Annotated in this window: 10 protein-coding genes; all 10 read right to left on the minus strand. The window is 40.8% G+C overall.

Going from position 1 to position 12,280, the window contains the following annotated elements; all coding sequences use genetic code 11:
- Nucleotides 1-41: 41 nt before the first annotated feature.
- The 10 genes from P20311_RS17190 to P20311_RS17235 all read right to left on the minus strand — a co-directional run bounded on the left by P20311_RS17190 (nucleotide 42) and on the right by P20311_RS17235 (nucleotide 12,114).
- Nucleotides 42-1,073: a serine hydrolase gene (locus P20311_RS17190; RefSeq protein WP_008115228.1), complete on the minus strand. Its 1,032-nt coding sequence runs from the start codon at nucleotides 1,071-1,073 to the stop codon at nucleotides 42-44.
- Nucleotides 1,074-1,193: 120 nt separating this feature from the next.
- Nucleotides 1,194-3,104, minus strand: coding sequence for an aminotransferase class V-fold PLP-dependent enzyme (locus P20311_RS17195; RefSeq protein ID WP_008115231.1), 1,911 nt, complete (start codon nucleotides 3,102-3,104; stop codon nucleotides 1,194-1,196).
- A 222-nt stretch (nucleotides 3,105-3,326) separates the two neighbouring features.
- Nucleotides 3,327-3,959, minus strand: a complete 633-nt coding sequence (nth, locus tag P20311_RS17200; protein WP_008115233.1) for an endonuclease III — start codon at nucleotides 3,957-3,959, stop codon at nucleotides 3,327-3,329.
- A 45-nt stretch (nucleotides 3,960-4,004) separates the two neighbouring features.
- Complete coding sequence (locus P20311_RS17205; protein WP_008115234.1) at nucleotides 4,005-4,703, minus strand: electron transport complex subunit E; 699 nt, start codon at nucleotides 4,701-4,703, stop codon at nucleotides 4,005-4,007.
- Complete coding sequence (rsxG, locus tag P20311_RS17210) at nucleotides 4,700-5,338, minus strand: electron transport complex subunit RsxG (protein WP_008115237.1); 639 nt, start codon at nucleotides 5,336-5,338, stop codon at nucleotides 4,700-4,702. Before rsxG ends, P20311_RS17205 begins: the two co-directional genes overlap by 4 nt.
- Nucleotides 5,335-6,393, minus strand: a complete 1,059-nt coding sequence (rsxD, locus tag P20311_RS17215; RefSeq protein ID WP_008115238.1) for an electron transport complex subunit RsxD — start codon at nucleotides 6,391-6,393, stop codon at nucleotides 5,335-5,337. Before rsxD ends, rsxG begins: the two co-directional genes overlap by 4 nt.
- Complete coding sequence (gene rsxC, locus P20311_RS17220; protein ID WP_008115240.1) at nucleotides 6,390-8,780, minus strand: electron transport complex subunit RsxC; 2,391 nt, start codon at nucleotides 8,778-8,780, stop codon at nucleotides 6,390-6,392. The genes rsxD and rsxC overlap by 4 nt, the downstream gene beginning before the upstream one ends.
- Nucleotides 8,781-8,788: 8 nt before the next feature.
- Nucleotides 8,789-9,343, minus strand: coding sequence for an electron transport complex subunit RsxB (rsxB, locus tag P20311_RS17225; RefSeq protein WP_008115242.1), 555 nt, complete (start codon nucleotides 9,341-9,343; stop codon nucleotides 8,789-8,791).
- A 1-nt stretch (nucleotide 9,344) separates the two neighbouring features.
- The gene (rsxA, locus tag P20311_RS17230; protein ID WP_008115244.1) at nucleotides 9,345-9,926 is read right to left on the minus strand and encodes an electron transport complex subunit RsxA; all 582 of its coding nucleotides are present in this window, start codon (nucleotides 9,924-9,926) and stop codon (nucleotides 9,345-9,347) included.
- Between the two features lie 244 nt (nucleotides 9,927-10,170).
- Nucleotides 10,171-12,114, minus strand: a complete 1,944-nt coding sequence (locus tag P20311_RS17235; protein ID WP_008115246.1) for an EAL domain-containing protein — start codon at nucleotides 12,112-12,114, stop codon at nucleotides 10,171-10,173.
- Nucleotides 12,115-12,280: the final 166 nt, after the last annotated feature.

Genomic DNA, 12,280 nt, shown 5'->3' on the forward strand with positions numbered 1-12,280 from the left:
AAATTCACATAAATTTTGATAACGCAGCCATTTTATAACGACTACCGCTGCGCTGTTAAAATATCAATAATCCGATTATAAATTATTTCTGTGAGCATCACAGTATCATCGCCATTAGTATTTATAAATTGTACAACGACTGTATCGATATCCTTATAATAACGAGCAATGCTTGAATACCCTAATACCCAACCCGTGTGTTCATACTTATAAAGTGATGCATACAAAGCTTGCTCTTGTTCGTCGAAAAAAGTGCCTTTGTTTAAAGCAAAAATAAAGTCGCCTATATCTTGTGCGGTAGCCACATAGCCTTGATCGAGTGCTTTAAAGTCATTCTCATAACCTACGTAGTAACCACTCATCAAATCTACTAAATTTATTTCATGCACTGATGAAAACGTGTTCGTTAGGCCCAGTGGCGTTAAAATTTCATCTTTAATATATTGGTTATGATCATAACCCAGTACGTTAGACATAATTTTTCGCAGCAACAAATAATTGGTATTAGAATAGCCATAATCAGCATCAGGGCTAAAGTCAGCGGGTTTATCGAGCACTAATGCAAGTGGATCAGGGTAGGTGATTGACCAATCAAAATTATCGGTGTCTGTGTAATTGGGTATGCCACTTTTGTGTTTTACCATCATTCGCAATGTAATTTTATCTGCGTTTTCAATGCGCCCAATTAATGATGGAAGATAATCAGCCAGTGTTTTATCTATATCAATACGTCCAGCGGCTGAAAGTTTGGTTAAAGCTGCTGCATCATATAACTTTCGAATGCTGCCAATTTTAAAAAGTGCATTAGGGTATGCGGGGATTTTTTGCTCTCGATCATGCCAACCATTTGCAAAATATTCAGGTTGCTGTCCTTGTTTATGAATGTAAACAATAATGCCATCAATTCCTTGTTCAATAGCCTCTTGTGTTTGTGCTTGAACGTTAGCGGGCAGTGGGTGAAAGTAATATAAAGCAAACTGCCAAGGGGCAAGAATGTATATGCTAGTAAGAGTAACAATGAGAGCTGCAACGCGCAGAAGCGTGAGCGCCTTTTTGTTCTTCAACTGTATCATTGCATTCTGGTCTCATTTATTTTTGGAGTGTGAGGATCAGCTCTTTATTCTACTAAACAGCAATATCATGTGATATTGCTGTTTAGTTATAAGGAGTTCAACTCTATTAAAATATACTTTTTACTTATTAGCTTTGCCCTTAAGAACATAGATTTCGCCATCAAAACTGCCTTGAATTGTTAATCCTTGTCCTGCAAGCTCCTTAAGATAGTCTACATGCTCTTGTGTAATATGTTGCCCCGGAACCAAAAGCGGGATGCCTGGCGGATAGGGCGTAACTAAACCGGCGCAAATGCGGTTGTTACTTTTGCTAATAGGTACCGATTCGCGCTCGCCATAAAAAGCTTCGCTTGGAATACAGGCTAAGTCTATAGCTGGTAGGTTTTCCGGTAAGCGAGAACGTCGCGTCGATGTGGCTAGTTTTACCTTGCCACTATCGAGTTTTTTCAACGCATTGTATAAACGAATGATCTTCGAACGCGTGCCGCCAAGAGTCAGTAACACCAAAATGGTACTGTGGGTGTATTTTTCTATTTCTAGGCCAATTTCATCGAGAAGGTATTTATGAATATCTTTTAATGAATAGGGTAATTCGCTAATGTCGATGAGAATCTTTAGCGGATCGTGACCCATGTTATCACCACTAAAGTGTGGAAATATTTCCATAAAATCTTGTTTACCAAGCACTTTAATTTGTTTGAGTGAAGCCATCTGTTGTTTAAATTCTTCCACATGGTTCAACAAAGCATTGAGTAACTTATAGCCTTCCATCTCCAATTGCTTTTGGCACACATCAAGCGACGCGATAAGCTGATATTTCGGCGATGTACTGGCATAAATACTGTAAATCTCGCGAAAGAAATCAGCATCGAAATCAGGATCGTTAACATGAATATAAGACGCCTGAGAAAACGCCGATACCACTTTATGCGCTGAATGAGTAACATAATCAGCGCCAGCATGAATGGCGGAATAGTAACGTAAGCTTGGATGAAACAGCGAGTAAGCAAACCACGCTTCGTCGATAAACACCTTAATACCATGTTGATGAGCAAACTCGACTACCTGTTTGAGGTCGCTCAGTAGGCCATCGTAAGTACAACCGGTGAGAACCAGTAATTTTGCATCGGTATTTTGTTCTATTGCTTGTTTTATATCAGCCAATGACGGTGGCGCAAAAATCCCATATTTAGGATTTAAAATACTCGACAAATAAATGGGTAAACTGGCTGATTGCAAAATGCCGTAGTGCACAGATTTATGGCAATTACGGTCAATAATCACTTTATCGCCCTTACGCAGCAATGTCTGCAAGATGATTTTATTTGAGGTAGACGACCCATTGGTAACGAAATAGGTATGCTTGACTTCAAACGTCGCCGCTGCTGACTCTTGCGCACGGCCAATGGTATTAGTGCTATCTGACAATGAACCTAACGAATCAACAGAAACCGACAGATCGCCCACAAACACATTACGACCATAAAACTGATAAAAATCTTTAATATAAGGGGAATTTCTAAAGCTGGACCCGCCACTGTGACCTGGAGTGTGCCATGAATCATTCGACTCACCAACATATCGGCGATATGCCGTCCAAAATGGGGTTTCTGAGCGATCATCGAAATCGTTAATCATATAACCTAAAATTGCCTCAGGGTCTGAGATTACCTCATCTTTAAAGAAGAATGACTCAATCTCCTCCGACTCATTAACGATTTCTAGCCCTTTTGTATCATCGCCAATAACATAAACGGGTAACTCAAGGCGGATCCTCTTTAGTTGCTCGATAAAGCGGCTATACATTTTCTCACCTACTTTATTTTGCACATCCCAACTAAGTACAACAGCTTGAATATCGCCATCTTCTTCTACACAGTCAAGCGCTTCTTTAAGTTCAAGACGTTCAATAATATCAATATGAATATCGCTTCGCTCAAAATTAGCAATTGTTTTTGACAAATTCGTCGAAAGCTCTTTTAAGATGCTGGGGTCTTGCTCAATTAACAATATACGAAGTAAGGGTAACATAGAGGGTCCGCACTATAATTTTATTTATGCTCAGTAGCATAACTAAAGGAATGATACTTGTGAAATTAATACTTTGAAAATGTGCCTATTACTGCTTTTAGTACGGGTGCAGATATAAGCGTTTATTTAATTAATTTGCAGTATAAGAAAGTGCAAGGTGCCAAAGTTAGACACCTGCATTAGGAAATTGTACGTATTGATCGAAGAGCACTCGCCATATGGCTATTCAGCCTTATCTTTAAACTCACACAAGTCTTCAATAATACAGCTGCCACATTTGGGCTTGCGGGCTACACAAGTATAGCGGCCATGCAGTATCAGCCAGTGGTGTACATCGACTTTGAATTCTTTGGGGATCACTTTTTCGAGTTTTTGCTCAACCGCAACCACATCTTTACCCATAGCAAGCTTGGTACGGTTTGATACACGGAATATGTGCGTATCTACAGCGATTGTCGGCCAGCCGAAGGCCGTATTTAATACTACGTTAGCAGTTTTACGGCCAACGCCAGGAAGGGCTTCTAGAGCTTCTCTGTTCTCTGGCACTTCACCGTTATGCTGATCTACCAATATTTGGCACATTTTATATACATTGGCTGCTTTGGAATTAAACAACCCAATGGTTTTTATGTAATCACGCAGCGTGTCGTGGCCAATATCTAAAATGGCTTGTGGTGTATTAGCAACCGGAAATAATTTACGAGTGGCTTTATTTACCCCAACATCGGTGGCTTGTGCTGAGAGCGTAACGGCAACTAACAACTCAAATGGGCTTGAATATTCAAGCTCCGTTTCAGGATGTGGATTGTCGTCGCGTAAGCGAGTAAGTATTTGGTGACGTTTTTCTTTATTCATGTAACTTAAAACGCATTAGCTCTATTAAGTTAATGCGTTTTCCCCTTAAGTTAAGCTAGTTACACGCGCTCTAGGGCCTTTTTCAGCTTCTGGCGGTGCGACTTGTTTTGATTTTATTTGTGCATCAATGACGTTTTTAGCGGCGATCAACAGCCCAAGCCCTAAGAATGCGCCCGGTGGTAAAATGGCCAATAAAAACTGGCTATCAAAGCTAAATACTTCAATGCGCAATATAGCAGCCCAAGGCCCGAGTAATAAATCGGCACCATCGAATAAGGTGCCTTGTCCAATCAGTTCTCGCATAGCACCAAGTACAACCAGTACCAACATAAAGCCTAAGCCCATCATTAAGCCATCAAAGGCAGATAAATGTACTGGATTTTTAGAGGCAAATGCTTCAGCACGACCAATAATGGCGCAGTTGGTTACAATTAACGGAATGAAAATCCCTAAAGATTGGTAAAGGCCAAAAGTGTAAGCGTTCATTAACAGCTGTACTATTGTTACAAAACCGGCAATGATCATCACAAACACAGGTATTCTAATATCTTTAGGTACCCAGTTACGCACTATTGATACGGTAATATTAGAGCCCACTAATACCAATAAGGTTGCTAAGCCTAAACCTAGTGCATTAGTAATTGTAGAGGTAACAGCGAGTAAAGGGCATAAACCTAATAACTGTACCAAGGCGGGGTTATTTCCCCATAAGCCTTCTTTGTAAAGGGTTTTTAATTCGCTCATGGCGTTACCTCTGGGCATGCGTTTGCTGCTGTGAACAGAGCATCAAAGTTATCTTGTGCATAAAGTACCGCGTTTTTGACTGAGCCTACAACGGCACGAGGTGTAATTGTAGCGCCAGTAAACTGGTCAAACTGGCCGCCGTCTTTTTTAACAGCCCAACGATCGTCGCTTTCGCTTTGTACTGTTTTTGTATTAAATGTGGTGATCCAGTCTGATTTTTTTATTTCAACTTTATCACCTAAACCTGGCGTTTCTTCATGTTTGGTTACCCTTACACCCGCAATGGTACCATCGCGATATACTGCACTGAGTAAGTTTATATCACCACTGTAGCCACTAGGGGTGACATGACGAATGACTAATGCCACAGGTTCGTTATCTTTTCGGGCACGATAAATAACTTGGTTGTCGTATGGCCCTAGTAATGGATCAGATATAATTACACAATCTTGCGATAGCTCATTGCTGTATTTAGAATGCGGCAATACTTCTTGAAGCTGATTAGTTAATTGTAATTGCTCTTGCTCTGCAATTTTATCAGCGGTAAGTGTATTAATTGTGGCAACGAGTCCCGTTGTTAGTAATGCAAACCCACACAATATTGCGCCATTTTTTACCATTGAAGAAATAATCATTTTACTGCTCCATGGCCATAGGTTCTGGGTTGTGTATAGTAATCGATAAGCGGTACCGCTATGTTTATTAGCAACACCCCAAATGCAACTGCATCAGGAAAACCACCAAAGGTGCGAATTAAATACACAATTAAACCAATTGCTGCACCATAAATAAGGCGACCTCGATTGGTGGTTGCAGCTGATACAGGATCGGTGGCGATAAAAAAGGCCCCCAGCATAGTCGCACCACTAAACAAGTGAAACACTACACCCGGCTCTGTACCTGGCGAGGCAATATAACCAATTGCTGCGCATAAGCTTAAGCTTGCAATAAAACTCACTGGTATATGCCAGTTAATTACTTTTGTTTTTAACAGGTAAAGGCCGCCGAGTAAGAAGGCTAAGTTAACCCATCCCCAACCTAGGCCAGTCCACTCATTAAATACGCTCTTTTGCATGCTCTCTGTCACCGTTAGTCCGTGAGCAATATCTGTTTTTAAGGTATCAAGTGGGGTAGCCATTGTGCTGCCGTCTATTCCTACTCGGAGCTGATCTAAGCTGTATCCTAACGTGGTAAAGTCGCTAAAGATTAAGCTTAACTGCTGGCTAAAAGTAATACCCGTATTAAGTAATTCTGTAACGGGTAACCAAGCAGTCATTTGCACAGGGAACGACACTAATAAAAGCACATAGGCTGCCATTGCAGGGTTAAATAAATTAAACCCTAAACCACCATATAGCTGTTTAACAATAACTATGGCAAACAAACACCCTATAACAATAATCCACCAAGGCGCTAAAGGCGGAATACTTATTGCCAATAACACACCGGTAAGCCATGCACTGCCATCGCTTAATGCAGGCCAAATAGGGCGCTTACGCATTAACATAACGGCTGCTTCAAACGCGCTTACACACACTAACGCTAATAATAATTGGATAAGGACACCGGTGCCAAAAAATACAACTTGCGCAATAACACCAGGAATACAAGCCGCAATCACAGTTAACATTAACCGTGTCACAGATTTGTGACTATGATTGTGGGGTGAACTGGCCATGGTTAGTTTCATGACTGATCATTTCCTTCTTTTTGTTGCTTTTTAGCTTTAGCGCGAGCAATAGCGGCGGCTACGGCGGCTTTCTTTTTTTCTTGAGCTGTTTGCTGTGAACCTTCTGAAGGTTCATCGTTGCTTTGTGGCTCAGTGTTTTCACTTTGATTTGCTAATTCATCAGCTTGCGCTGCTTTTTTGGCTTTTGCGCGGGCAATGGCTGCAGCGACGGCAGCTTTTTTATCATCGGCGGCGACAGGTGATTCACTTGCTATGTCATCGTTTGGTGTTTGCTCAGCAGCTTGCGCTGCTTTTTTGGCTTTAGCACGGGCAATGGCTGCAGCGACGGCAGCTTTTTTATCATCGGCAGCAACTGGAGATTCACTTGCAGTGTCATCGCTTGCTGTTTCCTCATTAGCTTGCGCTGCCTTTTTAGCTTTAGCGCGGGCAATAGCGGCAGCGACGGCAGCTTTTTTATCATCGGCAGCAACTGGAGATTCACTTGCAGTGTCATCGCTTGCTGCTTGCTCATTAGCTTGTGCTGCCTTTTTGGCTTTAGCGCGAGCAATGGCGGCAGCGACGGCGGCTTTTTTATCATCTGCAGCAACTGGAGATTCATTTGTTGTGTCATCAGTTGCTGTTTGCTCATTAGCTTGTGCTGCCTTTTTAGCTTTAGCACGGGCAATAGCGGCTGCAACTGCTGACTTTTTGTCATCTACAGCTTCGTCATCACCATTATTTTGTGCTTTTTGCTCTTTATAAAGGCGAGCTTGCTCTTTACGTGCTGCGCGCTCTTTTGCAACTTCACTGTTATCTGGCTCGAGTTCATCACCTTGCTTTTTAGCTTTAGCACGCGCAATTGCAGCTGCTACAGCTGATTTATTGTCACCATCGCTGGTTTTATCTTTAACGCGGGCAAGGGCATCGGCTACTTTTTGCTGTTCTTCGGTAGATTTAGCTGCAGGTTTACGTTTGTGGCGATTTTTTCGCTCAGCTTGTTCTTGCTCTAAACGCGCTTTACGTGCATCAAAGCGTTCTTTAGCGCGATCAGATTTTATCTTCTCGGCAATTTGCTCTTTAATCTCAACTTTTGCAACGCGGTAGTACTGAACGAGTGGTATTTCACTTGGGCAAACATAGGCACACGCGCCACATTCAATACAATCAAATAAGTTATGTTCTTGGAGTTTGTCGTATTCTTTTGATTTAGCAAACCATTGTAACTGCTGAGGTAGTAATGACGCGGGGCAGGCATCTGCACAGGCACTACAGCGAATACAGGCTTTTTCTGGGCCTGGCTCTGCTAATTCTTTATGATCTGGAGCAAGTATACAGTTTGTTGTTTTAACAACGCCAATACGAACCGTGGGTAAGGTAAAGCCCATCATAGGGCCGCCCATAACGACGCGCTGTTGTGGTACGGGTGAAAACCCTTGGCAATCCAGTAAGTGTTTTATCTCAGTACCTAATAGAGCCCATACATTACCGGGCTTATGTATGGTATTGCCGGTAACGGTAACTACACGTTCAATTAACGGTTTACCTTCGTATACAGCTTGCTGTATAGCAAATAAAGTGCCGGTGTTATGTACTAAAATGCCGATATCAGCAGGAATGCCACCATTAGGAACTTCACGGTTAGTGAGTAGTTTGATCAGCTGTTTTTCACCGCCAGAGGGATAAACAGTAGGCACGGTTTGTATTAAAATATGCTCGTTATGCTTCGCCGCTTCTGTCATGGCTGTGATAGCCTCGGGCTTATTATCTTCAATACCAATAATACACAGGGTAGGGTTGAGCAGCTGTTGCATGAGCTCAATACCTTTGATTATTTCAGCGGCATGTTCACGCATTAAAGTATCGTCAGCCGTGATGTAAGGTTCACACTCAACCGCGTTCACGATTAAAAACTCAATCGGCTGCTTAATATCTGCTTTAACGTAGGTTGGAAAACCTGCGCCTCCCATGCCAGAGATCCCCGCATTATGAATAACATCAACTAGTTCATCGTGTGATGCATTGGCTGGGTTTGCTAAAGGCGATAGTTCACACCAAGTATCTTTGCCATCGGGTTCAATAATAATGCTTAATTCAGGCAAAGCAGAAGGGTGTGCTGATGGCATAGGCGTAATATCAATAATAGTGCCTGATGTAGGTGCATGCACAGGTACCGACCAGTTAGCAGAAGGCTTAGTTAATGGTTGACCTTTTAATACGTGCTGGCTTTTTTCTACAATTAACTTGCCGCTAGCGCCAATATGCTGCTTTAAAGGTAGAACGAGTTTTTCAGGCAAAGGAAGGCGCGCAATAGGCGCATTATTAGATAATGACTTTTGCTGCGGAGGATGTACGCCGCCAGGAAATGCCCAAACGGTGCCTTTTTTTATTTGTTCAAGTAACTTTTCCACTCAAACCTCTAATCTATTTGGGTAACAGGAATAGCGTCTAGTTGCCATTTCCAAGTTTGTTTTGTTGGTGCAACGGGTAGCATGTCAATACAATCGACCGGACAAGGTTCAACGCACAAGTCACAGCCTGTACATTCGTCAATTAGAACGGTGTGCATTTGTCGGGTTGCACCAACAATGGCATCAACAGGGCAGGCTTGAATACATTTGGTACAACCAATACATTCATCTTCGCGAATGTAGGCCACCGTTTTAACTGGCTCGGCTTGTTCGCCGCCGGCTAGAGGTTTAGCCTCAACACCCATCAAATCAGCTAACTTTTTAACTGTCGCATCACCACCGGGTGGGCACTTGTTTATTTCATCGCCATTGGCAATGGCTTCTGCATAAGGGCGACAACCAGGATAACCACATTGACCACATTGTGTTTGTGGCAAAATGGTATCGATTTGCTCTACTACAGGATTACCTTCAACTCGAAAACGTACGGCTGCAAATCCTAAAATTAATCCGAAAATTAACGCCAGTAAACCCAGCGCTATTAAAGCGTACAACAAGGTCATATTAAAACTTCACTAATCCAGTAAAACCCATAAAGGCCATTGACATTAAACCTGCCGTGATCATTGCGATTGAAGCTCCTTTAAATGGAGTGGGAACATCTGCTGCGGCTAGGCGTTCGCGTAATGCCGCAAATAAAACTAAAACTAATGAAAAACCCACTGCGGCACCAAACCCATAAACGGCAGATTGTAAAAAGGTGTGATCTTCTTTGATATTTAATAAAGCAACACCGAGTACTGCACAGTTAGTCGTTATTAAGGGTAAAAATATTCCCAATAAACGATATAGCGTTGGACTGGTTTTTCTAACAACCATTTCGGTAAATTGAACAACCACTGCAATAACTAAAATAAAGCTCATTGTTTTCAGGTAGGTGATATCTAGTGGTAATAAAATATACTCGTTTACTAAATAACTGGTCACAGAGGCAAGCGTTAGCACAAAAGTAGTTGCTAAAGACATACCTATGGCTGTATCAAGTTTTCCTGATACACCCATAAACGGGCAAAGGCCTAAAAATTGTACTAATACAAAGTTGTTAACTAACACTGTTCCAATTAATAACAAGACGTATTCTGTCATGTGTGCCTCACGCTAATAAAATCCCGTGTATTATCCTTTTTTCTACTGCGATTAACAACACGTTGAGTGATTATCAGTTAAATAAACAACGTTAAATAATGGGCTAATTGTAAAGGGTTAAATTCAAGGGAGTTTGCAATTAAAAAACTGTCAGCATTTTAACGGCTGAACAGTCATAAAAGCACACTTTAAAAAGTAAAAAAGAGCATAAATGCTCTTTTTTACGTTAATTGCAGTAGGGGGACTAAATGTCTTTAGGCTTTTCAATGTAGTAACCTTGAACACCATCAAGGCATAGCGTCTCTACAATGTGTTTTTCTTCTTGGCTTTCAACACCCTCAGCAAAAACACTGACACCTATTCTATGTGCAAGGTCGACCATTAACCGCATAAAGTATTGGTTATTTTTATCGTCTTCTAAGCCTCGAGTATAGCTTGCATCCATTTTAATAAAGTCTGGTTTTAAGTCTCTGAAAAACTTAAATGAGGTGAGTCCTACACCAAAGCGTTCAACAGTAATTCTGGCACCAACGCGATGCACCATGTCAATAAAGCGTTTGCTTGCTTTAATGTTTTGTTGCAGACCAAATTCACTCACCTCAAAAATTAACTTAGAAGCAATATGGGTATCTTTAAGTAAGCGACGCTCTAACCAAATCATAAATTGGTCACTGTGCGCGCTTGAAGGAGTAATATTTAAGCCAAAATATTTTTCAGATAAATTACTCGATTTTATTCTTTCTAATGACGATTCTATTATTAACTTATCAATTTCAATGGCCATATCGAGCTTTTCAGCCATCGCTAAAAATGAAGCGGTAGGCAAAGCTTGATTTTCTTCTGTTTTAAAGCGGGCTTGAATTTCAGCATAGGCTTTAATGCTTTTGCCCAAAGGCATGATATTTTGCATTACTAAATGCACACTTCGAGATTCAATAACTTCATTAATCACTTTGCGCCAGTTTTGATTACCAAAACCTGCGCTTACATTATTGGATAAATCAGTATCGCGTTGTACGTGCCATGCATTAACTTGTTTTGACTGCGCCATACTCATTGCATTATCAACAATAGAGAGCAGTTCGCCTAGTGGTTTGGCTTTTTCATAACCGACAATCCCCGTGTTTGCTACCGAGCTAAGTTCTTGGTTTTGCATGTATTGCGTAAACCGAGATTGTAGGTTTTCACCAAATCTCTCGGCTTCTTTTAGTGGGGTGTTTGGCAGTATAATTATGAAGTCAGAGCTGTTTACTCGAAATACCTGGCTGCTGGTATAGGTACCGCTAATACTTTTTATAATATCAGCAACAGCTTTAATATATTCATCGCCTTTTTGATAGCCACGGCTTTGATTAATTGACTGTAGCTCGCTACAGCGCACCAATGCCAATGAGCCAAAGGTACTCACTTCAGTGTTTTCAATATGCTTTTCATAGTAATCAACAAACATGTTGCGATTACCTAAATCAGTAATGCCATCTTTATATGCTTCGCGCTTAATAGTGTGGGCGGCGGTTTTAATATCGTCGTTTTTATTCTTTAAAAAGTGCGATAAACGATTAAAACTAGGGATTAAATTTTTTCCTAATTTTTCTAATTGGCTAGAGTCAAATTTAGTTGCGAAATCATCACTGAGTTGGTTTTGATTAATATATATGTCAATAACATCTGCAACGCCCATGCACACATTGGTATTAATGTGTTCAACAATAGACTTCATTAATATAACGGGGATCAACGCGAGTAGGGTGCTTATAGCAAATACAATAAAAAATGCGGTTTGAAACTGATCAGCCAAGTAAGCAATGTTTAATTTAAATTCAACTTTTATATCGGCATTATTATTAGTGGCGTACTGAGGGCGTACTGAGTTGTAGTTAGATTGAATAAGCTCAGCAATAAAAGGCAGCTTGGGTGTGTTGCTAATTGAAAACACTTCTGCGCCTTGATAATCACGTAGAGTAAAACGTGAAAATGTTTCACTGGTTGCAAGTGTGCTTTTTAAGTTATCAGCAGAAATGTCAGTTGCGGATAAGTTTTTAATGTATTGCTCAACAGTAGCTTGTGCATTTTTTTGCGCATTACCGATAGCGCTATCAAAATTTTGGCTTATAAAGTAACAGCCAGCGGTTACAAGAATCAACCAAGCCATCAGTTGTATAAAAATAAGTTTTTTAAAAGCTGCCATTGTTTAATCTTTATATGTCAAAGGGGAGGACGCAACCTCATGATTATTAAACTAATTATAGCTTGATAGTTAAAGTTATCAAATAGTTAGTTTTATAAGCAAAAAGTTTTTGTTTTAAAAGAGAAATGGTAGTGCAATTTTTAGGATATGTCTATGGGAGTGTAGT

The organism is Pseudoalteromonas sp. BSi20311 (assembly GCF_000239875.1).
In the GTDB taxonomy this organism is placed as follows: Bacteria; Pseudomonadota; Gammaproteobacteria; order Enterobacterales; family Alteromonadaceae; genus Pseudoalteromonas.

What these genes read in the sequence shown, in the direction of transcription:
- P20311_RS17205 (WP_008115234.1), bottom strand. Translation starts at nt 4,703, where the DNA reads ATGAGCGAATTAAAAACCCTTTACAAAGAAGGCTTATGGGGAAATAAC.
- rsxG (WP_008115237.1), bottom strand. Translation starts at nt 5,338, where the DNA reads ATGATTATTTCTTCAATGGTAAAAAATGGCGCAATATTGTGTGGGTTT.
- rsxD (WP_008115238.1), bottom strand. Translation starts at nt 6,393, where the DNA reads ATGAAACTAACCATGGCCAGTTCACCCCACAATCATAGTCACAAATCT.
- P20311_RS17235 (WP_008115246.1), bottom strand. Translation starts at nt 12,114, where the DNA reads ATGGCAGCTTTTAAAAAACTTATTTTTATACAACTGATGGCTTGGTTG.
- P20311_RS17190 (WP_008115228.1), bottom strand. Translation starts at nt 1,073, where the DNA reads ATGATACAGTTGAAGAACAAAAAGGCGCTCACGCTTCTGCGCGTTGCA.
- nth (WP_008115233.1), bottom strand. Translation starts at nt 3,959, where the DNA reads ATGAATAAAGAAAAACGTCACCAAATACTTACTCGCTTACGCGACGAC.
- rsxB (WP_008115242.1), bottom strand. Translation starts at nt 9,343, where the DNA reads ATGACCTTGTTGTACGCTTTAATAGCGCTGGGTTTACTGGCGTTAATT.
- P20311_RS17195 (WP_008115231.1), bottom strand. Translation starts at nt 3,104, where the DNA reads ATGTTACCCTTACTTCGTATATTGTTAATTGAGCAAGACCCCAGCATC.
- rsxA (WP_008115244.1), bottom strand. Translation starts at nt 9,926, where the DNA reads ATGACAGAATACGTCTTGTTATTAATTGGAACAGTGTTAGTTAACAAC.